Source organism: Planosporangium spinosum, assembly GCF_049999945.1.
GTDB classification, from domain to species: domain Bacteria; phylum Actinomycetota; class Actinomycetes; order Mycobacteriales; family Micromonosporaceae; genus Planosporangium; species Planosporangium spinosum.
The window spans coordinates 1-21,958 of the sequence record NZ_JBLYUB010000042.1; the positions used below are offsets into that span (position 1 = coordinate 1).

Consider the following 21,958-nt stretch of genomic DNA (forward strand, 5'->3'; position numbering starts at 1 on the left):
CGGACCCGGGTGACCGCCGCGGCGCGGCCGCCCCAGGAACCGCAATGTCGCGAACATTGCGGCCTCGGGCCCGTGGCTAGCCGCAATGTCCGCGACATCGCGCGGATCTCGGCGCGCCGACGCCGCGGAGGTCGCGACCGGGCGCCGTCCGGACGGGCCGGCTGCGCGAGCCATGGTCGGCGACGTCAGTTCCGGTCGCCATTAGCGGCGATGAGGCGCAGGTGTCGCTCCACCGTGGCGGTGGTGCGGTCGACGTCGCCGGTGGCGAGGAGGTCGAGTAGGGCGCCACGTAGGACCGAGAGGGCGAGGGTACGTTCGGTGGTGCCGGCAGCGCCCAGTCGGACGTCGGGAGGCTGGGCGCTGGCGAGTACGGCGAGCCAGTCGTCGACGGTCTGGCGGGCGAAGTCGGCCCAGGGGCCGTCCGGTTCGGTCAGCGACCGAGCGTAGGCCTCGAGCCAGAGGGTCAGCAGTGGCCGGTGTGGTTCGTCGGCCAACCATCGCCATGTGGTTCTCACGACGGTCGCGAGATCGTGGTGTATTCCGTCCGCCTGGACCTGGTCGAGCAGGGCCAACTCGTCGGTACGGGCGCGGGCGAGCAGGGCTCGGATCAGAGCCTCTTTGGAACCGAACAGGAACAGCAGCACGCGTGGGCTCGATCCGACGGCGGCGGCGAGCGGGCGTAGCGACAGGTCGGCCAGGCCGTGCCGCAGGACGTAGCGGTAGGCGTGTTCGAGTAGTTCCTCCCTGCGCGGAGAAGGGGGTCGCTGTGCGTCGCTCATGGCGCTACTCTGCCACTGAAACGACCGTTTCAGTGGCGGTGGAGGCGAGATGAGCGCACAGATCGTGATCCGTCCGCTGGGCCACCCCGGCGACCTGGGCTGGGTCGTGATGGCCCACGGGGAGATGTATGCGGCGGAGTTCGGTTGGGACACGAGCTTCGAGGCGCTGGTGGCCCGGATCGTCGCCGATTATGCCGCTGACCGCGATCCGGTCCGGGAGGCCGCATGGATCGCTGAGGTCGACGGGCGTCGGGTCGGATGCATCTTCTGTGTCGCTGCCGATCAGGCCACCGCGCAGTTGAGGATTCTGCTCGTTGACCCGTCGGCACGCGGGATCCGCCTCGGTGGCCGGCTGGTCGACGAGTGCGTGACCTTCGCCCGCCGGGCCGGGTACGTGAGGATGAGGTTGTGGACCAACGATCCTCTGGTCGCGGCTCGCCACGTCTACCTGTCGCGTGGGTTCGCCCTGGTGCAGGAGGAGGCGCATCACAGTTTCGGCGTGGATCTCGTCGGCCAGGTGTACGAGCTGGATCTGCGGTCGGGTACAGACGATCCGGCCGCCCGTTCGGCGGAATCCGCGGCCGGTCGCGGTGGATGAGCCCCTCGGGAGGCCGTGGACGCGCAAACGGGTATGGGCCAGGCGACCGACGGCGGTCAACGTACGACGGCGGTCAGCGTACGACCGCAACCGGGCACTCGGCGTGGCGAAGGGCGGCGTCGCTCACCGAGCCGAGCAGCAGCCCGGTGAACCCGCCGTAACCCCGGGAGCCGACGACCAGTAGCTGCGCGCCGACGGATTCCCGCACCAGGAGGGCGGCGGCGTTGCCCTGCCGCAGCAGCCGCCGTACGGGTACCTCCGGGTGGCGCTTCTCCTGCTCGGCGAGGCTGTCGGTGAGCAGCTTGCGTTCGATGTCCGTCAGGTCGATGCGCTGGTAGGCGGCGAGGGCCAGGTCGATGGGGCTGGCGGCGGACGGGACCTGCCAGGCGTGCACGGCGGTCACGCCGACACCGCGCAGGGCGGCCTCCTCGAAGGCGAAGGTCACAGCCATGTCGGACAGGCTGGAACCGTCGACGCCGACGACGACCGGACCGCCGCCAGGATGCTCCGCGCCGTGGTGCTCGGTGTCGTGGTCGTCCGCGCCGCCGCGTTCGGGCTCGGGGCGTCCGACGTCGCGGTCGGCCGGTACCGGTGCGGGTGGCCGGACCACCACGACCGGGCATCGCGCGTGAGCGGCAGTCTGGATGCTCACCGAGCCGACGAGCAGGCCCCGGAACCCGCCCAGGCCCCGGCTTCCGACCACGACCATGGCCGCGCGTACGGACTCCGCGACCAGCGCGCCGGCCGCGTCGCCCTGGCAGGTGCTCGTGGTCACCGTCAGGTCGGGCGCTGCCGCGAGGACCCGGTCACGGGCGCGGGCCACGGTCTGCCCGGTGTCCGCGGGCGGTTCCGGCGGGCAGGGACCGTACGGTTGCCATTCGACGACGTGTACCAGACGCAGCGGCAGGTGCCGGCGGCCGGCCTCCGCGGCGGCCCAGTCCAGTGCGTGGCTCGCCGACGGCGAATCGTCAACGCCGACGACGATCGGTGTTTCCGGGGTGGTGGGCATGTCCGGGCCTCCGTTCGGTCCATCTCACCATCGCCCGTACCCGTGGTGGGCGTTAGTGGCCAACGGCCCTGTCGGCAAGGACGTTCGCCGTCCGGGCGGCAGGTGCCGTCGACGGTGCTGCCGGCGGATGCCGCCAGCGGTCATCGCCGGCGGAACCGCGGTTGCCCGGGGCGGATGGCCCACGCCGGAGGCACAAGGGCTCTTCCGAACCTCGGTGCCGGCTGGATCGAATGGGCAGATGACGAGCAAACCGCCGGCGGATCATCGGGTGCCGGTACTGCGGGTGGTCATCCGGCACCGACGGCGGCTGTCCTGGGTACAGGCGCTCGGGCTGGTCGCCGGGATCACCGCGCTGGTCGTGCTGGTCTCGGCGGCGCTGGTGACCCGTACCGATCCGGACCGCTTTCCCGACCTGGCGACCGGGCTCTGGTGGGCCATCGCCACCTTCACGACCGTCGGGTACGGCGACGTCGTGCCGGCCAGTGGCGCCGGCCGGCTGCTGGCCGCCGCGGTCATGTTGCTGGGCATAGGCTCCTTCGCGTTTCTCACCGCGGTCGCCGCGTCGGCGATCGTCATCGGTGAGGAGCACCGCATCGAGGACGAGGAGCAGGAGATCGAGCGGGTACAGGATCTGGTGCTCGCCCGGCTACGCGCGATCGACGAACGGCTGGACCGCATCGAGAAGGCACAGCAGCGCGGAATGGTCGGAAAGATGGGGGCGGCACAGCCGGTCGACCCGCCCCAGCGCGACACGGAGCGGATGCGGGACACGGAGCGGTTGCGGGACACGGAGCGTGACACGGAGTGGACGTGTGACACGGGGCGGATGCGGGTCACCGCTGACGGCCCGGGCTCCACCTCAGGCGGTGACCGCCCGACCGGCTGAACCGCCCGTGCCGCCGTCAAGATCGATGCAATGTCGCGAACATTGCTGCTACCGGAGCGTCGATGGCAGCAATGTTCGCGACATTGCGTGGGGAGGCGTGTGGCGTCACGACTCCAGGTCGGTGGTGGCGGCGAGGTCTGCGCCGGCGTGGCGGGGCGTACCGGCCGCAGGGGTGGCACCGGCCGGTATCCCGAGGCGCAGGCCGAGGATGGGCTGACCGGTACGGCCGATGAGATCGCACAACAGTTGCCGGGTGGCAGGCACCTCCACGACGTCGCTCATCGGCGAGGCGGCCAGCCGGTCGATCGTCGCGGTGAGCAGGACCGCCGACAGCGCCTCGCCCGCGGCCAGCCATGCGGCGGGGGTGTCGGCATCGGCGAACAGGATGGCGTACCGGGCGTACCGGTCGGCGAGGCCGCTGACGGCCGGCCGACCTACCGCGTCGGGGGCGAAGTCACGCACCGGTACTTGGCGCGGTCCGACCGGGCCGGCCGTGTCCACCGGTACCCCGGTGCCGGTGGACACGGCCGCGCCGCGAGTCCAGGCGTCGAGCTCGGCCCGGTACGCGGGGTCGGCGAACTCGACCTCGGCGGCGTGCCCGGCCGCCACGGCCAGCAGTGCCACGCTGTCGGGCGGCACCAGGTGCAGGTGCGCGCCGTACTCCTCGGCGGCCGCACGCAGCCGGTCGAGCGCGGCGTCCGGTACCGGCCGGTCGGCGAAGGGCCGACGGTCGGTGTGGCGCAGGGCGATGGCCTGGAGAAGGCGTACCGCGGCCGGTGGACCGGAGACGTCCCCGGCGATGCGCACGACGGCGAGCAGGTCGGGATCGTCCGGGTCGGGCCGGTGCGACACGACGGGTACGTGCCCGGCGCCGGCCAGCGCCACCCGGGCGTGGTGCAACGCCGCGCCGCAGCTCACGGTGAGCATGCGTCCCTCGGAGTCGACGGCGGCCAGCTGCCGTTCCCGGTCGGCGCGCAGCTCGGCCAGCTCGTCATGGATGCGCCAGCGCCACGGCTGAGTGTTGAAGATTGACGGCGCGCGCTGTGCCGCCATCGCCGCTCGCGTCAACGCGCGTGTCGCGGGACCGACCCGCGTCGCCGGGTTGCGGTCGGTCAGCTCGATCGTCGCCATTCAGGATCTCCTTCGTCAGCCCCACTAACGGTGACCGGTGGTCGCGGTCCGTACTAAGGCCGTTCGGCCCCTCTTGTCCCGGCCGTCGGCACGGGGGCGCCGCCGTGGACGCGTGCCGGCGCGGCGGGGTATGGAGAACGGGCCCGCCGGTCCTGTCGCGCCGGGCTGTGTGGGCCTGGGTACCGCGCGGCGGGTGGCGCACGGCGATGGTGTGGCCTGGCGGGATGCGACGGAGTTCGCCACGGTGGTGCAGGCGGCTGAGCCGGGGAGCGGATCAGGAGATGGTCTCGGCGGCCTCGTCCGGGTGGCGTCGCGGGGCCGCCGGCACCCCGCTGGCCGGCTCGGCGACGCCGACGCGCAGCACGAGGAACGGGTACCCGATGCCGCCGAGCAGGGCGCCCAGCCGGGCGCGGGTGGTGGGTACCTCGACGACGTCGCTCATCGGTGACACCGCGAGGTTGTCGGCGACGGCGGTCAGCAGGACCGTCGAGAGCGCCTCGACGGCGCGCAGCCAGGCGTGGCGGCGAGCCAGGTGAGCACGTCACGGCCCATGGTAGATGGCAGCTGATGCCTGGCCGGCGGACCACGGCCGGCGACCGGCAGTGCCGGCCGCCGGCCGTGCGGTGTGGCATCCGTCGCGGGGTCCGCGCCTCGGGGCCCTCGGTCCCGGCCGTGCCGGACCCGGGGCGTGCGGCCCGCGGCTACCGGGTATCGGGTCTGCCAGCGGCTCTACCCGACCACTCCCGTCAGGTGGTGGTGCAGGCCTGGCCGTTGAGGGTGAACGAGGTGGGGTTGCCGGTGTTGCCGGTGTGGGTGGCCTGGAAGCCGATACCGACCGAGCCGCCCGGCGCGATGGTGCCGTTGTAGCTGGCGTTTCTCGCGGTGACCTGGCCGCTGGTGGGTGAGTAGGTGGCGTTCCAACCGGACGTGATGGTCTGGCCGCTGGGCAGGGTGAACACCAGGGACCAGCCGTTGACCGTCGAGCTGGCGGTGTTGGCGATGGTGATGGTGGCGGTGAGGCCGGTGTTCCAGGTGTTGGTGGTGTAGGTGATCCGGCAGCCGCCGCCGGTCGCCGGTGGGCTCGACGGCTGGCCCGGCGTGGTCGTGGGGGACGGCGACGTGCCGGGGGTGGTGGGGGTCGAGGTCGGCGGCGTCGCGGTGGTCAATCCGAAGAACGCGACCGCGGCAGCGGCCATGCCGCTCATCGGCAGGCTGTGCCCGGCGCCGGACACGCTGATCGCCTCCACCCGGACCGTGCCGCTCGCGTCGGCGAAGCGCCGTCGGGTCCAGCCCGACTGCGGGGTGTCCGTGGACGTCGGTGTCTGGCTCAGCCCGAACACGTCGGTCCACTGCTCGATCTCCTCCTGCAGCAGCTGGTACGGCACGAGGGTGTCGTTGGTGCCGTGCCACAGCTGCACCCGGGGGCGGGTGCCGGTGTAGCCGGGGTACGCCTGCCGGACCGCGTCGCCCCACTGCTGCGGGGTCCGGTTCATGTTCCCGCCGGTGCATTGGCTGCTTCCGGGTGGGTAGTCGGCCGCACTGGCGAAGCAGTTGAAGGGCACGCCCATGAACGCGGCGCCGGCGGAGAACACGTCGGGGTAGAGGGCGAGCATCTCGTTGGTCATCATGCCGCCGGACGAGCTTCCGGTGGCGTAGACCCGGCTCGGGTCGCCACCGTACTGCCGCTCGGCGTAGGTCACCATCGACATGATCGAGACCGGGTCGCTGCCGCCGTCACGGCGCTTGGCCGCGGCCGACCAGGTGTCGAAGCAGTTGCCGAACCCCGCCTGCTGCGTGGCGGTCGGGTAGATGACGATGAACCCGTACCGGTCGGCCAGGGAGGCGAACTCGCTGCCGGAGTAGAAGCCGGGGCCCGAGCCGCCGCAGCCGTGCATGGCCACCACGATCGCCGGGCTGGCCTGTGCCGAGTTCGGGACGTAGATGTGCATCCGCATGTTGCCGGGGTTGCTGCCGAAGTTGGTCACCTCGGTCAGTGACGCCGCCGCGGCCGGTCTGGTCAGCGCCGGGACGACGACCGCCAGGCCGACCACGGCCGCGGCGGCGGCCAGGCCGGCGAGCGCTGTTCGGATGGTTCTCATGGTCTGCTCCTTCCTTCTGGCCGGAGGCGGCTGGACCGGCGCGCGCGGGCGGGAGCGCGCCGCGGCGCCGGCGACCGGTGGTCCCGGTACGGGTCCAGCCCGGTCTCCCTGGCCGTCGCTCCCCGTCGCTGCCGACGCGGCGGGGAGACCCGAGTGGTGGGTGTTCGCCGTGCGGGCCCTGGCGTGCCGAGATGGCGGCTGGGCGGGGTGTCCGACCAGCCGGCCCGCTTCTGAAGATGTGTGTCAATTAATGTCCCGGTCGGGTCACGAAATGTCAATCGATGTTTGACGATATCTTCACGACCGGTGGGGTTTGGAGATGGCCGAGCGGGCGCGGATGGAGGAGGTGCTGCGGCCGCTCGGGGTGACGCCGACGCGGCCGGCCGGGGGTGGCGCCGCCCGACGAGGCCGCGGGCGACACCGTGCGCCCGCACGTCACCCTGCTCCGCGCCCAGCGGCGGCTACAGTCGACATCGATGTCAATGCCCGACCGGCGGAGTGTTCCCGTGATGAGCTCGTTCGATGTCGAAGAGATTCTCCCCGACGTCGCGCTCGGGCCGGTGCGGTTCCCCCGCCGGCAGGCCAGCGGCTCGCCGCAGGGTCTGGCCGTGACCCTGCTCGCCGACTACACCTTGCGCAACCGCGCCTCGTTGCCGTCCGCGGCGATCGTGGCGCTGCTCGCCGAGTCGAAGGTGACCGCCGGCGGCGCCCGTACCGCCATCAGCCGGCTCGCCCGGCGGGGCGTGATCGAAAGCAGCCGCCAGGGGCGGCACACGCACTACCGGTTGACCGAGCCCGCCGCCACCGCCCTCTCCGTCGGCGGGAGGGGCGTCGTCGGGTTCGCCACGACGGCGGAGTCCTGGGACGGTTGCTGGACCCTCATCGCGTTCTCGATGCCGCAGGAGGGGGAGTCCGAGCGGCGGGCCCTGCGCGGCCGGCTGCGCTGGTTGGGCTACGCGCCGTTGTACGACGGGCTCTGGGTGTCCCCGCGCGGTCTGTCGACCAGGGCGGCGGCGCTCGGCGGGATCAGCGTCGGGACGATGACGGTGTTCCGGGCCCGCCTGGTCGACCTCGACGGTCCGGCCAGCCGCGACCCGCTCGTCGCCTGGGACCTGGCGAGCATCGGCGAGCACTACGACGCGTTCGTGCGGCGGTGGAGCCCCCTGCTGCCGCGGGTACGTTCCGGCAGGGTCAGCGGCGCCGAGGCGCTCCGGGCCCGTACCGAGGTGATGGACATGTACCGGCGGTTCGTCGTCGTCGACCCCCGGCTGCCCATGCGGCTGATGCCCGAGGGGTGGCTGCGGGAGCACGCGCGGGAGGTGTTCGTGGAGATCTACGACGGTCTGGCGGAACCGGCGCTGCGCCACGTCCTGCGGACCGTGGCCCGGTTCGTCGACGGCCCGCGGCCGGGCATCGGCACGCACACCGTGGCCGAACTGCTCGAGGGCCTTCTGCCCGTTCCGCGCCCGGCCGACGCGATGGCGGACGCTCGGTAGCGGTCGCTACCGGGGCGCCGCGCGGCGGTCGAGCACCTGGTCGCCTGGTGCCCGACCGCTGCGCGGGCTCTCAGTGCCGGAAGCTGCTGACCGCCGCGCGCAATTCATCCGACATCCGGGTCAGCTCCGCCGCCGCCTCCCGCGTCGCGGACGCGGCGGTGCGGGTGCTGTCCACTTCCTGGACCACCCGGCTCATCACGTGAGCGATCTGCTCGCTGCCGCCGGCCGCGTCCAGCAGGTCGGTGCCCATGCTCGCCGTGGTCGCGCTCTGCTGCTCCACGGCCGAGGCGATGGTGGTCTGGTAGCCGCTGATCCGCTCGACGACCTCGTTGATCTTCGCGATGGCCTCGACCGCGCCGGAGCTGTCGGCCTGGATCGCCTCGATCTGCCGACTGATCTTGTCGGTGGCCTTGGCGGTCTCCTGGGCCAGGTCCTTCACCTCACCGGCGACCACGGCGAAGCCCTTGCCGGCCTCGCCGGCGCGGGCGGCCTCGATGGAGGCGTTCAAGGCCAGGAGGTTGGTCTGCTCGGCGATCGACGTGATCACCTTGACCACGTCGCCGATCTCTTCCGAGGAGGTGCCGAGCCGGGTCATCGTCTGTTCGGCGGCGCCGGCGAACGTGACCGCCTCCTCGGCGACCCGGGCCGCCTCGGCCGCGGTACGCGAGATCTCCTGGATCGACGCGCCCATCTGCTCCGCGCCGCCGACCACCGCCTGGACCCGCTCGGAGACCCGACCGGTCGTGGCGCTGGCGTCGGCCACCTCGCTCGACGTGCGCTCCACGCCCTCGGCCAGCACGTCACTGGCCTGGGACAGCTCCTCCGCCCGCTGGGCCAGCGCGGCGCCGTTGGTGGCCAGCATGTCGACCGTGGTGCGCATCCGATCGGTTGCCCGGTGCAGCGCGCCGGCCATCTCCCCGAGCTCGTCGCGGCTCTTCACGTCGGCCCGTCGGGTCAGGTCGCCGTCGCCCACCGCGGTCAGCACCACGTGCACCCGGCGCAGCGGCTGGATCACGGCCTCGCCGATGAGCACGGCGAGACCGATGGCCAGTAGCACACCGAAGCCCAGAGCGGTGAGAACCACCAGTCGCGCCCGGTCGTACGCGGCGTAGGCCGCGTCGAGTTGCTGGCGCGCCGCGGCGTCGCGTGCCTGGGTCAGCTCGGTCAGCGTCTTGGTGATCTCCGCTATCGTCGGCGTCATCTGCTGGCTCCGCAGCGCCTCGAACTCCGCCATCCGCTTCTGGGCGGCGAGGGAGTCGCCCTGGGTGCGCAGCTCGCGGTAGCGCTGCCACAGGGTCCTGAATGCCGCGAGCCGCTGACGCTCGGCGCTGGTCAGGTCTCGCTTGCCGTAGCTGGCAAGGACGCTGTCGATGCGCTTCTCGTCGTCGGCCACCGCTGCCGTGTACTGCTCCTTCGCCTGCGGGGTGCCGGCCGTGGCCCGGGAAAGGCCGTCCATACGGGCCTTCTGCACGACCTCCCGTAGGTCGGCCAGATCCTGGGTGGGCAGCACGCCGCGGCGGTGCACGTCCGCGGCCTGGTTCTTGAGCACCGACATCTGGGTCAGGCCGAACAAGCCGACAGCCATGGCCACGAGGATCATGGCGACCATGGCGAAGCCGATCTTCTGGCGGATGCTGATCGAGCCCAGGATGTCAATGGCCTTCCGCCTCATCGGCGTCGCCCCGTCCTTCCCTACATGAGTTCCCTGTGTCGGCGGGATCGGCACGGGCGTGGCGCAGGTGAGGGTTATCCGGCGACTTGCCCGGACCGGCCATCGGCCGCGTCACGCCCGGCGGCGGGCCGGCGCGATGACCTTCCTCGGCATCCTCACCCGGATGCTCGGTCCGTCAGCGCAGCCCGAGCATCCGGGCGGCGTTGTCCTTGAGGATCAGCGGCCGTACCTCCTCCTTGATCTCCAACTTCTCGAAGTCGGCCCGCCAGCGGTCCGGGGTGATCACCGGGAAGTCGGAGCCGAAGAGCACCTTGCGCCGCAGCAGGCCGTTCGCGGCGCGGACGAGCTGGGGCGGAAAGTACCTGGGAGACCAGCCGGACAGGTCGATGTAGACATTCGCCTTGTGAGTCGCGATGGATATGGCCTCGTCCTGCCAGGGCACCGACGGGTGCGCCAGCACGAGCGTCAGGTGCGGGAAGTCGGCGGCCACGTCGTCGAGCAGCATCGGGTCGGAGTACCGCAGCTTGATACCCCGCCCGCCGGGCAGCCCGGCGCCGATACCGGTCTGCCCGGTGTGGAACAGCGCGGGGACGCCGAACTCCTGCAGCGCCTCGTAGAGCGGGTAGTAGCGGGGGTCGTTGGGCTCGAACGCCTGGAGGCTGGGGTGGAACTTGAACCCGCGCACCCCGTGCTCGGCGACCAGCCGGCGGGCGCGGGCAACGGCGGCCTTACCGGCGTGCGGGTCGACCGAGCCGAACGGGATCAGCACGTCGGCGTGCTCGGCGGCGGCGTCGGCGATCTCCTCGCTGGACAGCGGGGGATGCCCGGTCCCGGCGGGGGCGTCGACGGTGAACACCACCGCGGCGGTACGGCGGGCGCGGTAGTGCCCGGCGATCGCCGCCACCGTCGGGGTGCGGTCGGAGCCGGCGTGAAAGTACTTCGCCGAGGCGTCGAGCAGTTCCTGGTCGAGCGCGTAGCAGCCGTGGCCGTCCTGCTCGACGTGCACGTGCACGTCGATGGCGTCGAGTGCGGCGAGATCCATGCGTGCCTTCCTGGAGGAGATGCCGGACCGGGGGAGCGGCCAGGGATGTGTCGGGGGAGAAGCGGCCAGGGATGTGTCGGGGGAGCGGTCAGGGAAGCCGGGTGCGGGCCTTGGCGGCGAGCAGGGCGGTCAGGACCGCGTCACGGTGGGCGACGAGCTCGGCCGGGTCGATCCCGGCGAGCTCCTCGTCGATCCCGGCCACCAGCTTCGCGACGAGCTCACGCGTGAGCGTGACCTGGCCGAGGTCGCGCCACCACGCCTCGGTGGGCGGGCCGAGGTGCTCGAGGACGTGGGCGAGGCCGCCGGGGCCGCCGGACAGGTGCTGGTTGAGGAACGGTCCGAGCACCGCCCACCGCAGCCCGGGGCCATGGGCGATGGCGGTGTCGATGTCGGCCACCGTGGCGACGCCGCGCTCGACCAGGGAGTACGCCTCCTGCCACAGCGCGGCCTGCAACCGGTTCGCGACGTGTCCGGGCAGCTCCTGGCGCAGCCGGATCGGCCGCTTGCCGACTCCCGCGTAGAAGGCCAGGGCCGTGGAGACCGCCCGCTCCGCGGTCTCTCTCCCCGGTACCACCTCGACCAGTGGGATCAGGTGCGGCGGGTTGAACGGGTGCCCGACGACGACCCGCTCCGGATGCCGCGGGCAGCCACGCGCGATCACGCTGGGCAGCATTCCGGACGAGCTGGATGCCAGTACCACGGCGGGCCGGGCCGCGGTGTCGAGCGTCGCGAACAGCGCGTGCTTGACGTCTTCGCGCTCCGGGCCGTTCTCCTGCACGAAGTCCGCGTCCGCGACCGCCTCGGCCGGGTCCGGGGTGAACGTGAGCCGGTCCGGCGACGCGCCCTCGACGGGCGTGAGGGCCGACCAGTGTGCCGCGACGTCGGCGCGCAGCCGCTCCTCGGCCCCCGGCGCCGGGTCGGTCGCCACGACATCGAGGCCGTGGGCCAGGAAGTGGGCCGCCCAGCTCGCCCCGATCACCCCGGTGCCGACGACGGCGACCCGGTTGACACCGGCCACGCTCATCGCCGCACCCTGGCCGCGGCGAGGGCGGCGAACGCGTCGAGCGCCGTCGGGTCGGCGAGCACGTCGCGGCTGGCGACGTCGTCGGGCGCCGCGCCGAGCAGGATCCGCTTGACCGGCAGCTCCAGCTTCTTGCCCGTACGGTTACGCGGCACCACCGGTACCGCCGTGATCGTGTCGGGAATGTGCCGGGGTGACAGCTGCGTACGCAGGGCGGTGCTGATCCGCCTGTGCAGCGCGTCGTCGAGCGCGACGCGAGCGCGCAACTGGACGAACAGCAGCAGCTCCCCGTTGCCGCCCGCCGGGTCCTCCAGGTGCACCACCAGGCTGTCGACGACCTCCGGCAGCTCCTCCACGACGCGGTAGAACTCCGCGGTGCCCAGCCGGACGCCGGCGCGGTTGAGAGTGGCGTCGGACCGTCCGGCGACCACCGCGCTGCCGACCGCGGAGAAGCGCACCCAGTCGCCGTGCCGCCACACCCCCGGGTACACGTCGAAGTAGGCGCTCCGGTAGCGCTCGTCGTCGCGGTCGTTCCAGAAACCGACCGGCATCGACGGCATCGGCGCGGTGATCACCAGCTCACCCAGCTCGCCGACCACGGCGTTGCCTTGCTCGTCGAACGCCTGCGCGGCGACCCCCAGGCAGCGGCCGGAGATCTCTCCGGACCACACCGGCTGCAGGGGACCGCCCTGCATGATCCCCGAGCAGACGTCGGTACCGCCGCTGCCGACGTTCAGCAGGACGCCTGGCCCGAACTGTTCGGCCACCCACCGGTAGCCCTCCACCGGCAGCGGGCTGCCCGCCGCGCCGATCTGGCGGACCCGCGACAGGTCGAACTCCGCCGCCGGCCGCACGCCCTCTTTGCGGCACGCCATCAGGAAGCCGGGGCTGGCGCCCAGCAGCGTCGCCTGCGTCTCGGCGGCCAGCCGCCACTGCCAGCGCAGGTCGGGGTGGAGCGGGTTGCCGTCGACCATCACGATCGACGCCCGTACCAGCAGTGCCGACACCAGCGCGTTCCACATCATCCAGGCGGTGGTGGAGAACCACAGGATCCGGTCGCCCGGGCGCAGGTCCCAGCTCAGCCCGTGGTTCTTCAGGTGCTCGAGCAGGATCCCGCCGTGGCCGTGCACGATCGCCTTCGGCTTGCCGGTCGTACCCGAGGAGAACAGCACGTACAGCGGGTGCGCGAACGGCACCGGGTCGAACGCCGGCTCGCCCGGCTCTGCGAGCAGCGCGTCCCAGCCGACCGTGTCGGGCAGGGAGTTCTTCCCGTACGGGACGTGCACCACGTGCCGCACGCCTGCCAGGCCCGCCCGGATCTCCGCCACCTGATCGCGGCGGTCGACGTCCTTGCCGCCGTAGCCGTACCCGGCCACCGCCAGCAGCACCGTCGGCTCGATCTGGCCGAAGCGGTCGACGACGCTGCGGGCGCCGAACTCCGGCGCACAGCTCGCCCACACCGCCCCCAGGCTCGCCGTGGCCAGGAACGCCACCAGCGTCTCCGGGATGTTGGGCAGGTACGCAACCACCCGGTCGCCGCGGCCCACCCCGAGCCGCCGCAGCCCGGCCCGGGCGCGGGCCACCTGCTCGCGCAGCTGCCCCCAGGTCAGCTCCACGCGCTCGCGGGTCTGGGCGAACGCCAGCACCGCCACCTGGTCGGCGTCGGAGTCCGGATCGTCGACCAGCCCGACGGCGTGCTCGGCGTAGTTGAGCGTCGCGCCCGGGAACCACTCCGCGCCGGGCATCTCCCGCCGGCCCAGCACCCGCCCGTACGGGCTGTGCGCGCGTACCCTGAAGAACTCCCAGACCGCCGACCAGAACCCGTCGAGGTCGTCGACGGACCAGCGGTGCAGGTCGTCGTAGCCGTCGAAGCGCAGCCCGCGCTGCCGTTCCAGCCAGCCCAGGAACCGTCCGATCTCCGTCGTCTCCCGCACGTCCGTGGCGGGCGGCCGGAGCAGCTCCGGCGCCGTCATGAGCTGTGCTCCTGCTGCTCGGTTTCCGGCTGCGGCGTTCGCTGCCGCCGCACCTTCGCCGCGCGGCCCTGCAGGAATGCCTGCATCCGCTCCTTCGCCTCGGCGCTGCCGGTGGCGACCGCCGCCATCAGCGACTCCATCAGGTAACCCTCGGCGGGGTTGGCCTCGGCGATCCGCGGCAGCGCCTGCAGCACCGCGAAGTTCGTCACCGGCGAGTTCGCCGCGATCTTCTTCGCCAGGTCCAGTGCGTGCGCGAGCCCTTCACCCGGTCCGGTCAGGTAGTGCGACAGCCCGAGCGCCTGTCCTTCGTGGGCGTCCAGGACGCGTCCGGTGAGCATCATGTCGGCCACCCGGTGCGCGCCGATGAGCCGCGGTACCCGTACCGAGGCCCCGCCGCCGACGAACAGGCCGCGCTGTCCCTCCGGCAGCGCGTAGAACGTGGTGGAGTCGGCCACCCGGATGTGGGTGGCCGACGCCAGCTCCAAGCCGCCGCCGATCACCGCTCCCTTGAGGACCGCGACGACCGGGAACCGCCCACGCTCCAGCCGTTCGAACGCCCGGTGCCACATCATCGAGTGCTCCAGGCCCTCGAACGCGTCGCGTTCGGTCAACTCGGACAGGTCCAGTCCCGCGCAGAAGTGCTCGCCCTCGGCGTCGAGGACCACCGCCCTGATGCCGCTGGGCGGGCGGCTGAAGAACGTCTCGATCCCGAGCACCGTCGGGTCGTCCAGCGCGTTGCGCTTCGCGGCGCGGGTCAGCCGCAGCACCACCACCTCGCCGTGGCGCTCCATGCGCAGCGACGGCGGCAGCAGGGCCTGGATGTGCTCGTCGGCGGACCGCTCTGCGGAGCTGCTCATGAAACTCCTTCCGGCCACGTCGCCGCGGCACGATCGACATCGTTGTCCGGGTGCGCGTCGGCGGCCCGGCGGCGCAGCTCGACCCGGCGGATCTTTCCGGTGGCGTTGCGCGGCAGCTCCGGCACGAACTCCAGGTACTTCGGCACCTTGTACCGGGCCAGGTTGGCCTGGAGGTGGGCGCGCAGCGCGGCTTCGGTCAGCGTCGCGCCGTCGCGCAGTTGGACGTAGCCGACCCCGACCTCGCCCCACCGGCGGTCGGCCACCCCGACGACGGCGCAGTTGGCCACCGCGTCGAGTCGCAGCATGACGGCTTCCACTTCGGCGGGGTACACGTTCTCCCCGCCGGAGATGTACATGTCCTTGACGCGGTCGACCACGTACGCCCAGCCGTCGTCGTCGACGCGAAGCACGTCGCCGGTGCGGAACCACCGCCCGTCGACGAAGCCGGCGGCGGTCTCCTCCGGCTGGTTCCAGTAGCCGGCGAACACGTGCGGCCCCCGCACCACCAACTCGGCCGGCTCGCCGCCGACCGGCTCCGTCCGGCCGTCGCGCAGCAGCGCCACATCGGTGAAGAAGTGCGGTACTCCGACGGCCGTCGGCCGGGCCACCGTACCGTCGTGAGTGCTCATGTACACCCCCGGCGACGCCTCGGTCATGCCGTAGCCCTGCAGCAGCCGCACTCCACGGTCCAGCCACGCCCGCGCGACCCGCTCCTGCACCGGGGACCCGCCGTACTGCACGAGGGTGAGCGAGCTCAGATCGGCGGTGTCCCAGGCCGGGTGCTCGCACATCATCTGCAGCATGGTCGGCACGGCCGAGAAGCCGGTGATCCGCGCGGACGACACCCGCTCCAGCACCCGCTCCGGGTCGGCCTTCGGCAGCAGTTCCACGCTGCCGCCCTTGAACAGCGTGGGCAGCGTGAGCTGGCTCAGACCGACGCAGTGGAACAGCGGTGCGATGCACAGCGCCCGATCGGTGCTCAGCACGTCGACGTGTGCGAGGTAGTTGACGGTGTTCCAGGTGAGGTTGCCGTGGGTCAGCACGGCGCCCTTCGGCTTGCCGGTGGTGCCGGAGGTGTAGAGCAGGATCGCCGGGTCGTCGAACCCGACCGGTGGCTCCTCGACGAGCGCTGGACCGGCCGCGATCTCCGCCTCGTAGTCCAGCCCACCGGCTGGGCGGCTGGCCGGGTGCACCGCGAGTACCCGCAGCCCGGCCGGCAGCGGCGCCGCCGCGATCAGCGCATCGGTGTCGGCGCTGTGCACCAGCGTCGAGGCACCCGAGTCATCGAGCAGGTGCCGGATCTCGGGGCCCGACAGCCGGTAGTTCAACGGAACCGCGATCGCCCCGAGCAGCCAGGCGGCGAAGAACGTCTCGAACACCTCGACGGCGTTCATGCCCAGGTACGCCACCCGGTCGCCGGGCCCGGTCCCGAGCCGGCGCAGCGCCCCGGCGTAGCGCGCGGTGCGGTCGGCCAGCTCGGCGTAGGTGAGCGAGCGGTACGGGTCGACCAGGGCGGTCCGGCCCGGCGAGATCCGCGCCCGGCGGGCGGGCCAGGTACCCAGGCCCAGGTTCGGGCCGGCGATCAGGCTCATCTACGCCTCCTCGTTGATGCGGCGGGGCGGTGAGGGCCCCGGATCGCGGAGTATCAGGCTTGTCGATGCGCCCTTGATAACAAGAACCTTGATATGGCGTCAACCGCCCCCGTGTCAGGTGACCGGCTCGGTGAGGGCCGCCAGGCACCGCTCCAGCGCGACGGCGAACGCGGCGGCCTCCCGCGGGGTGAGCGCCGACAGCATCTGCTCCTCCAGGCGGTCGACCGCCAGGTGGCACGACCGCAGGACCCCGGCGCCGTGCCCGGTCAGCCAGGCGCGCAGGATCCGGCGGTTCGCCTCGTCGGGACGGCGCTCGATGAGCCCGTCGCGCTCCATCGTCGCGACCAGCTGGTGCATCGCCTGCGGCGTCACGACGTGACGACGGGCCAGCTGCGCCGACGACAGACCCTCGCGCCGTTCGAGAATGCTCAGCGCCGTGTACTGGTGCAGCGTCACCCCGAGCGGCCGCAGCACCTCCTCCATCCGCGCCCGCTCGGCCATCTCCAACCGCTTCACCAGGTACGTCAGCCGCTGACCGCGCTGACCCGTCGGGCGTGCCGCGAGCTCCGTCATGACCCGTAGCGTATCCAGTGCCTTGATACGTGGGCGGTGGTCAGCGGTTGCGTGCCTCCTCGTCGGGGATGACGTCGAGGACCTCGGCCGCGATCGCCCGCGCCTCCCGGTCGAACTCGGCGTACAGCGCGCGGAACAGCTCCTGGGCCGGTGCCGCCGGCCACCGCTCCGGCAGGTGCCGCGGCGGGAGCCGGGGATCCCCCCGGATCACCTGGAGCCAGTCGGTCTGCAGCGCAAGCTGCGCGGCGAGGTGGTCGGGCAGCCGCGGCCGCCGCGCCGGCAACTCCCAACGCTCCAGGAACCCGCGGTAGCGGGCGGCGATGGCGTCGAGGTCCCAGGCGTCGCGTACCAGGCGGTCCGTGTCCGTCGGCGGCAGCGCGCGGGCCGCGAAGACGCGGAGGTGCCCGCCCGCCTCCAGGCCGTCGCCCACCGCGGCGACGTCCACGTGCGACGGTGCGATCCACAGCCCGCCCTGCAGTGGGCCGAAGCCCGCCCACAGCAGCCGGGACCGCAGCTCGTGCCGCTGCCGCTGCCAGGAGTCCGGCAGGGAGAAACCGAGCAGCGTCCACGTGCCGTCCCACTGGGTGTTCACCGCACCCGTACGCCAGATCCGCGCCTCCCCGTCGCGGAGGATCTCGCGGCTGCGCGGGGTGAGGCCGAGGTAGACCTGGCGTCCGTGGCGTACCCGGCGCAGCAGGCCCCGGCGGGCCATCCGGCTCAGTGTCGAACGGGTCGCGTGCTCGGAAACTCCCACCCGGTCCAGGACCCCGAGGACGCTGCTGGTGGCGACGTGCACGCCGCGGCCGAGCAGGTAGCCGCCGAAGAAGGTGAGGAGCAGGGCCTGAGGACGTGGCGCGCCGACGGGAGCGGTGGCCCCGTCGTCCTCCGGTTCCGCGCTGTCCGCAGCGATCACGCGGCCACTCTAACGCCGATCTTGTTGGGCACAATATTGACGGTCATTACCAAGATGCCTAACATGCGTGGCATCTGTGACCCAGGGCACGTTCGATTTCGCGAAGCTCGCCGCAAGCCCCTCTGCCGGCCACCCGGCAGATCCCAGTCACCCAGCACAGATCGGGTACCGCAATGACGCACACCCAGTTCTCGCGCACCCAACTCCGGCGTGCCGTGCTGTCGAGCTACCTCGGAAGCGTGATCGAGTACTACGACTTCCTGCTGTACGCGACCGCCTCGGCCGTTGTGTTCAACAAGATCTTCTTCTCCAACCTGGACCCGCTCGCCGGCACCGTCGCCAGTTTCGGGACCCTCGCCACCGGCTACTTCGCCCGGCCTCTCGGAGGGATCCTGTTCGGCCACTTCGGCGACCGGATCGGGCGCAAGAAGATGCTCGTCCTCAGCATGGCCCTGATGGGCATCGGCAGCGCACTCATCGGTCTGCTGCCCACGTACTCCCAGATCGGGGTGTGGGCACCGATCCTGCTGGTGTTCCTGCGTGTCGTACAGGGCATCGCCGTCGGCGGTGAGTGGGGCGGCGCCGTGCTCATGTCGGCCGAGCACGCCTCGTCCCGGCGTGGGCTCTGGGCCGGCTTCACCAACGCCGGCGCGCCCAGCGGCATGGTCCTCTCGACGCTGGTTCTGGCGCTGTCCGCCGCCGTCACCGGCGAGCAGGAGTTCCTCGCCCGGGGCTGGCGGATCCCGTTCCTGCTGAGCATCGTGCTGCTCGCCATCGGGCTGTTCGTGCGGGCGCGGGTCACCGAGACGCCCGTGTTCACAGAGGCGGCAGCCGGCAAGCCCGCCGCGCCCCCGCTGCTCCAGGTCCTGCGCCACCACCCGCGCAACCTCGCCCTGTCGGTCGGTGTCGGCTTCGGCGCGTTCGTGGCCCAGGGCACGCTGACCACGTTCGTCATCTCCTACGCCGTGCAGGCCGGCTTCCCCCGCTCCACCGTGCTGAACGCCCTCACGCTCTCCTCGGCCGCCGCGGTCTTCGGCATCATCGGCTTCTCGGCACTGTCGGACCGGTTGGGGCGGCGCCCGGTCGTCCTGGGCGGCGCGGCCGCGATGGCCGTCTGGGCGTTCCTGCTCTTTCCGCTGATCAACAGCCGGTCCACGGTGATGCTCACCCTCGCTGTGGTCGCCGGCCAGGGTATCGTGCACGCCGCGATGTACGGCCCACTCGCCGCGCTCTACGCCGAACTGTTCACCACCCGCGCCCGCTACACCGGCGCCTCGCTCGGCTATCAGATCTCCGGAATCGGGGCCGGACTCGCACCCGTCGTCTTCGCCTCCGTCCTCGCCGGGGGTGGCAGCACCATGACCATCGCGATCATCATCGCCGCCGGGTGTCTGCTCACCGTCGGCTCCATCCTCGTCCTGCGGGAAACCGCAACCGACGACCTGGCCGGCGTTCCCGAGGTCACCGCCGTGACGGCCGGGCGCTGATCGGGCCGGGCCGGTCGGGCGCGCTACGGCACCGGCGACGCGTCTCCGTGCGACGGTCCGCTCCCTCGGAGCGGACCGTCGCGCCATTGTGGACACGGAGGTAACGGCCGCGCCGGTTCGGGCATCCCGGCCGGTGCGCCCACCGGAAAGTGGGTCAGGCGCCTCTTCCCCTCTACGGCAGGCGGTTGGCGCCAAATGAGCGTGTCCCCCGACCCCTGACCGTGGTCGGCGAGCCGCTCGGACCGGGCGCCTGACCGTGGTCGGCGAGCCGCTCGGACCGGGCGCCTGACCGTGGTCGGCGAGCCGCTCGGACCGGACCCTGCCTGCCCTGCCGTGCGACGTTCAGCTCCGCTCCCCGCCAACGGGGAAGGCACGCTGCGCCAACCGGGGGAAGGCCGGTTGCGGCCGGCCGACCCGGTCGCCGGCGAGCAGTTGGCCGCGCAGGCGCTGCGCACCGGTGGGGAGGAACGGCCGCAACTCGCCGGCGAGCACGCGGCAGGCGCGGACCAGGTCGGCCAGTACCGCGTCCAGCCGCGCGCCGGCCTCCCGGTCGCCGGCCGCGTGCGCACGGGCGAGTTCCCAGGGCCGTTCGGCCTCCACGTACCGGTTGCCCGCATCGACGACCGACCACAGGGCGTCGGTGGCGGCCCGGAAGTCGAAGTCCCGCAGCGCCCGGTCGATCCGACCGGGAAGCGCGGCGCACACGCTGGTCAGGCGGGCCGCACCGGCGAGCGGCAACGACTCGGGTACGTGCCCGTCGCGGTACCGGTGCACCAGGGCCAGCGTGCGGTTGACGAGGTTGCCGAGGGCGTTGGCCAGGTCGAGGTCGTACCGGTGCACCAGCCGCTCCTCGGTGAAGTCGGTGTCGCCGACCCGGGCGACCTCGCGCAGCAGCCACCAGCGCACCGCGTCCACGCCGTACCGGTCGACGAGCGCGACCGGGTCGACCGCGTTCCCGGCACTCTTGGCCAGCTTGGCCCGGTCCACGGTCAGGTAGTCGTGGACGAACACGGCGGTGGGCAGCGGCAGGCCGGCCGACAGCAGCAGGGCCAGCCAGTACACGGCGTGGAAGCGCACGACGCCCTTGCCGATGACGTGGATCCGCTCGGCCGATTCCACCCACCACCGGTGGTACGCCGGGTCACCGGTGCCGTAGCCGAGCGCCGTGACGTAGTTGGTGAGCGCGTCCCACCAGACGTAGACCACCTGGTCCGGGTCGTCGGGAACCGGGATGCCCCAGCCGCCGGCCCGGGCGGCCGGTCGGGAGACGCTGAAGTCGGAGAGACCGGCGTGGACGAACGCGAGGACCTCGTTGCGCCGCGCGGCCGGTTCGACACGTACCCGCCCGGACTCCAGGACGTCCCGCAGCCGGTCGGAGTACCGGGACAGCCGGAAGAACCAGTTCTCCTCGGCAACCGGCTCGGGCGCCACCCGGTGCTCCGGGCACAGCCCGTCGACCAGCTCCGCCGGCGGGTAGAACTGCTCGCAGCCGGCGCAGTACAGGCCGGAGTACCGGCGGCGGTAGAAGTCACCGGCGGCGGCGCACTCCCGCCACAGCCGCCGCACGCCGTGGGCGTGGCGAGGGTCGACGCTGGTCCGGATGACGTCGTCGAACGACAGGTCCAGCGGGTCACGGAGCGCGGCGAACCGGGCGGCGTTGCCGTCGACGAAGGTACGCACGTCCACCCCGGCGGCGCGTGCGGCGGTGACGTTCTTCAGCGCGTTGTCGTCGGTGCCGGTCAGGAACCGTACCGGCTGTCCACGCAGCCGGCGGTGGCGGGCGAGCACGTCGGCCTGTACCAGCTCCAGCGCGTGCCCCAGGTGCGGCGCGGCGTTGACGTACGGAATGGCGGTCGTGACGTAGAAGCGTTCACCGGTGGTCATCGTCTCCCTCTTTCGCTCGCCCTGTCCCGAGCGGGGAGACGACACGGCCAAGCCCCCGCGAGGCAGGGGCCTGGCCGTTGACGGTCTTGCTATCGCACGCCGAGCAGCCCCGGGAAGGGGCGCATCATTCGGACACGGCGTGGCGGCATGAGCGACATGATGCCAGGAATGCCGTCCCGCCGCACCGGACGTACCGGCGCAGCGCGGATCGAGCCCCCGGTGCTCCGGCCGTCCGGCAGGTCGAGCCCCGGGTGCTCGGTCGTCCGTGGTCGGTCAGCGGTGGTGGGAGTCGCGGATCACCACGACCGGGCAGGTGGCATGGTGCACGCAGTACTGGCTCACTGAACCGAGCAGGGCACCCATGAAGCCGCCGTGCCCGCGGCTGCCCACGACCAGCAGGTCGGCGCCCTCGGCCGCCTGGATCAGCGCGAACGCCGGGTGTCCCGCGACGACGCGGGTGTCGACCGTGGCCCGGGGCTGCCGGTCCGCGGCCACCTCGGCGAGGGCGTCGGCCAGGACCTGTTCGCCGGCCTTGGCGAGCAGCTCCGGCTCGGCGCCGGTCTCCACCATCGGCGCCATGCCGGCGTACGTCGGGATCTCCCAGGCGTAGATCGCCTCGACCGCGGCGCCGGTCAGTTCGGCCTGCCGGATCGCCCACCGCAACGCGAGTGTGGACGACTCCGAGCCGTCCACGCCGACAACGATCCGCCGGTCGTTCTTGATGTCAGTCATACCTAGACTTTGGTCTCCGCCGCCGCGGGCCGGCAGGGTCCAACGGCCCGAGCCGCCGGTCCCTTGGCCCGTGAATGTCCGGGACGGTGCACCGTGCGGCGCCGGTGTCGTTTCGGCCTGCCGGTCGGATCTCGACGGTTGCGAAGGTCCCGATGCCTGTGGGTCCGTCGGCTCTGTCACCGGTGAATGCCGCGCCATAGCGTGATGGCGAACC

Annotated in this window: 19 protein-coding genes; 4 read left to right on the plus strand and 15 right to left on the minus strand. The window is 72.3% G+C overall.

What is annotated here, in order from left to right:
• Positions 1-185 precede the first annotated feature (185 nt).
• Positions 186-779, minus strand: a complete 594-nt coding sequence (locus ACNTMW_RS32235; protein ID WP_426637799.1) for a TetR/AcrR family transcriptional regulator — start codon at positions 777-779, stop codon at positions 186-188.
• Positions 780-828: 49 nt separating this feature from the next.
• Here ACNTMW_RS32235 and ACNTMW_RS32240 point away from each other — a divergent pair, with 49 nt between their 5' ends.
• Positions 829-1,377, plus strand: coding sequence for a GNAT family N-acetyltransferase (locus tag ACNTMW_RS32240; RefSeq protein WP_426637801.1), 549 nt, complete (start codon positions 829-831; stop codon positions 1,375-1,377).
• A 73-nt stretch (positions 1,378-1,450) separates the two neighbouring features.
• Here ACNTMW_RS32240 and ACNTMW_RS32245 read toward each other — a convergent pair whose 3' ends face one another.
• On the minus strand, positions 1,451-2,386 hold the full coding sequence (locus tag ACNTMW_RS32245; RefSeq protein ID WP_426637802.1) for a universal stress protein: 936 nt from the start codon (positions 2,384-2,386) through the stop codon (positions 1,451-1,453).
• Positions 2,387-2,624: 238 nt separating this feature from the next.
• Between ACNTMW_RS32245 and ACNTMW_RS32250 the strand changes: the two genes are divergently transcribed.
• Positions 2,625-3,272: a potassium channel family protein gene (locus ACNTMW_RS32250; protein WP_426637803.1), complete on the plus strand. Its 648-nt coding sequence runs from the start codon at positions 2,625-2,627 to the stop codon at positions 3,270-3,272.
• A 105-nt stretch (positions 3,273-3,377) separates the two neighbouring features.
• Here the strand turns inward: ACNTMW_RS32250 and ACNTMW_RS32255 are convergent, their stop codons facing one another.
• The 3 genes from ACNTMW_RS32255 to ACNTMW_RS32265 form a co-directional block, all read right to left on the minus strand.
• Positions 3,378-4,403, minus strand: a complete 1,026-nt coding sequence (locus ACNTMW_RS32255) for an Acg family FMN-binding oxidoreductase (protein WP_426637805.1) — start codon at positions 4,401-4,403, stop codon at positions 3,378-3,380.
• A gap of 274 nt (positions 4,404-4,677) precedes the next feature.
• On the minus strand, positions 4,678-4,845 hold the full coding sequence (locus tag ACNTMW_RS32260; protein ID WP_426637806.1) for a hypothetical protein: 168 nt from the start codon (positions 4,843-4,845) through the stop codon (positions 4,678-4,680).
• Between the two features lie 304 nt (positions 4,846-5,149).
• On the minus strand, positions 5,150-6,502 hold the full coding sequence (locus tag ACNTMW_RS32265; protein WP_426637807.1) for an extracellular catalytic domain type 1 short-chain-length polyhydroxyalkanoate depolymerase: 1,353 nt from the start codon (positions 6,500-6,502) through the stop codon (positions 5,150-5,152).
• Between the two features lie 509 nt (positions 6,503-7,011).
• On the opposite strand from ACNTMW_RS32265, the gene ACNTMW_RS32270 reads away from it, so the two are divergent.
• Positions 7,012-7,998, plus strand: coding sequence for a PaaX family transcriptional regulator (locus ACNTMW_RS32270; RefSeq protein ID WP_426637808.1), 987 nt, complete (start codon positions 7,012-7,014; stop codon positions 7,996-7,998).
• Positions 7,999-8,068: 70 nt separating this feature from the next.
• Here the strand turns inward: ACNTMW_RS32270 and ACNTMW_RS32275 are convergent, their stop codons facing one another.
• The 8 genes from ACNTMW_RS32275 to ACNTMW_RS32310 all read right to left on the minus strand — a co-directional run bounded on the left by ACNTMW_RS32275 (position 8,069) and on the right by ACNTMW_RS32310 (position 17,641).
• The gene (locus ACNTMW_RS32275) at positions 8,069-9,670 is read right to left on the minus strand and encodes a methyl-accepting chemotaxis protein (RefSeq protein WP_426637810.1); all 1,602 of its coding nucleotides are present in this window, start codon (positions 9,668-9,670) and stop codon (positions 8,069-8,071) included.
• A gap of 175 nt (positions 9,671-9,845) precedes the next feature.
• The gene (couO, locus tag ACNTMW_RS32280) at positions 9,846-10,712 is read right to left on the minus strand and encodes a 4-hydroxyphenyl-beta-ketoacyl-CoA hydrolase (RefSeq protein ID WP_426637811.1); all 867 of its coding nucleotides are present in this window, start codon (positions 10,710-10,712) and stop codon (positions 9,846-9,848) included.
• A gap of 88 nt (positions 10,713-10,800) precedes the next feature.
• Entirely contained in the window at positions 10,801-11,736 is a 936-nt protein-coding gene (locus ACNTMW_RS32285) for a 3-hydroxyacyl-CoA dehydrogenase NAD-binding domain-containing protein (protein WP_426637812.1), read from the minus strand.
• Positions 11,733-13,706: an acetoacetate--CoA ligase gene (locus ACNTMW_RS32290; RefSeq protein ID WP_426637814.1), complete on the minus strand. Its 1,974-nt coding sequence runs from the start codon at positions 13,704-13,706 to the stop codon at positions 11,733-11,735. The genes ACNTMW_RS32285 and ACNTMW_RS32290 overlap by 4 nt, the downstream gene beginning before the upstream one ends.
• Complete coding sequence (locus tag ACNTMW_RS32295; protein WP_426637815.1) at positions 13,703-14,563, minus strand: crotonase/enoyl-CoA hydratase family protein; 861 nt, start codon at positions 14,561-14,563, stop codon at positions 13,703-13,705. Before ACNTMW_RS32295 ends, ACNTMW_RS32290 begins: the two co-directional genes overlap by 4 nt.
• A complete protein-coding gene (locus ACNTMW_RS32300) occupies positions 14,560-16,155 on the minus strand; it encodes an acyl-CoA synthetase (protein WP_426637816.1) in 1,596 nt (531 codons plus the stop codon). Before ACNTMW_RS32300 ends, ACNTMW_RS32295 begins: the two co-directional genes overlap by 4 nt.
• A 114-nt stretch (positions 16,156-16,269) precedes the next feature.
• Positions 16,270-16,728, minus strand: coding sequence for a MarR family winged helix-turn-helix transcriptional regulator (locus ACNTMW_RS32305; protein WP_426637818.1), 459 nt, complete (start codon positions 16,726-16,728; stop codon positions 16,270-16,272).
• A 40-nt stretch (positions 16,729-16,768) separates the two neighbouring features.
• Entirely contained in the window at positions 16,769-17,641 is an 873-nt protein-coding gene (locus ACNTMW_RS32310) for a PaaX family transcriptional regulator (RefSeq protein ID WP_426637819.1), read from the minus strand.
• 173 nt (positions 17,642-17,814) lie between these two features.
• Between ACNTMW_RS32310 and ACNTMW_RS32315 the strand changes: the two genes are divergently transcribed.
• The gene (locus tag ACNTMW_RS32315) at positions 17,815-19,128 is read left to right on the plus strand and encodes an MFS transporter (protein WP_426637820.1); all 1,314 of its coding nucleotides are present in this window, start codon (positions 17,815-17,817) and stop codon (positions 19,126-19,128) included.
• Between the two features lie 342 nt (positions 19,129-19,470).
• Here the strand turns inward: ACNTMW_RS32315 and ACNTMW_RS32320 are convergent, their stop codons facing one another.
• Both ACNTMW_RS32320 and ACNTMW_RS32325 read right to left on the minus strand, forming a co-directional pair.
• Entirely contained in the window at positions 19,471-21,012 is a 1,542-nt protein-coding gene (locus tag ACNTMW_RS32320) for a methionine--tRNA ligase (protein ID WP_426637821.1), read from the minus strand.
• A gap of 273 nt (positions 21,013-21,285) precedes the next feature.
• Positions 21,286-21,744 carry a universal stress protein gene (locus ACNTMW_RS32325; RefSeq protein WP_426637823.1) on the minus strand — a complete coding sequence of 153 codons (459 nt, stop codon included), beginning with the start codon at positions 21,742-21,744 and terminating at the stop codon, positions 21,286-21,288.
• Positions 21,745-21,958 lie beyond the last annotated feature (214 nt).

Coding starts and splice junctions, on each gene's coding strand:
- ACNTMW_RS32235 (WP_426637799.1), bottom strand. CDS start 779: ATGAGCGACGCACAGCGACCCCCTTCTCCGCGCAGGGAGGAACTACTC.
- ACNTMW_RS32240 (WP_426637801.1), top strand. CDS start 829: ATGAGCGCACAGATCGTGATCCGTCCGCTGGGCCACCCCGGCGACCTG.
- ACNTMW_RS32245 (WP_426637802.1), bottom strand. CDS start 2,386: ATGCCCACCACCCCGGAAACACCGATCGTCGTCGGCGTTGACGATTCG.
- ACNTMW_RS32250 (WP_426637803.1), top strand. CDS start 2,625: ATGACGAGCAAACCGCCGGCGGATCATCGGGTGCCGGTACTGCGGGTG.
- ACNTMW_RS32255 (WP_426637805.1), bottom strand. CDS start 4,403: ATGGCGACGATCGAGCTGACCGACCGCAACCCGGCGACGCGGGTCGGT.
- ACNTMW_RS32260 (WP_426637806.1), bottom strand. CDS start 4,845: ATGAGCGACGTCGTCGAGGTACCCACCACCCGCGCCCGGCTGGGCGCC.
- ACNTMW_RS32265 (WP_426637807.1), bottom strand. CDS start 6,502: ATGAGAACCATCCGAACAGCGCTCGCCGGCCTGGCCGCCGCCGCGGCC.
- ACNTMW_RS32270 (WP_426637808.1), top strand. CDS start 7,012: ATGAGCTCGTTCGATGTCGAAGAGATTCTCCCCGACGTCGCGCTCGGG.
- ACNTMW_RS32275 (WP_426637810.1), bottom strand. CDS start 9,670: ATGAGGCGGAAGGCCATTGACATCCTGGGCTCGATCAGCATCCGCCAG.
- couO (WP_426637811.1), bottom strand. CDS start 10,712: ATGGATCTCGCCGCACTCGACGCCATCGACGTGCACGTGCACGTCGAG.
- ACNTMW_RS32285 (WP_426637812.1), bottom strand. CDS start 11,736: ATGAGCGTGGCCGGTGTCAACCGGGTCGCCGTCGTCGGCACCGGGGTG.
- ACNTMW_RS32290 (WP_426637814.1), bottom strand. CDS start 13,706: ATGACGGCGCCGGAGCTGCTCCGGCCGCCCGCCACGGACGTGCGGGAG.
- ACNTMW_RS32295 (WP_426637815.1), bottom strand. CDS start 14,563: ATGAGCAGCTCCGCAGAGCGGTCCGCCGACGAGCACATCCAGGCCCTG.
- ACNTMW_RS32300 (WP_426637816.1), bottom strand. CDS start 16,155: ATGAGCCTGATCGCCGGCCCGAACCTGGGCCTGGGTACCTGGCCCGCC.
- ACNTMW_RS32305 (WP_426637818.1), bottom strand. CDS start 16,728: ATGACGGAGCTCGCGGCACGCCCGACGGGTCAGCGCGGTCAGCGGCTG.
- ACNTMW_RS32315 (WP_426637820.1), top strand. CDS start 17,815: ATGACGCACACCCAGTTCTCGCGCACCCAACTCCGGCGTGCCGTGCTG.
- ACNTMW_RS32320 (WP_426637821.1), bottom strand. CDS start 21,012: ATGACCACCGGTGAACGCTTCTACGTCACGACCGCCATTCCGTACGTC.
- ACNTMW_RS32325 (WP_426637823.1), bottom strand. CDS start 21,744: ATGACTGACATCAAGAACGACCGGCGGATCGTTGTCGGCGTGGACGGC.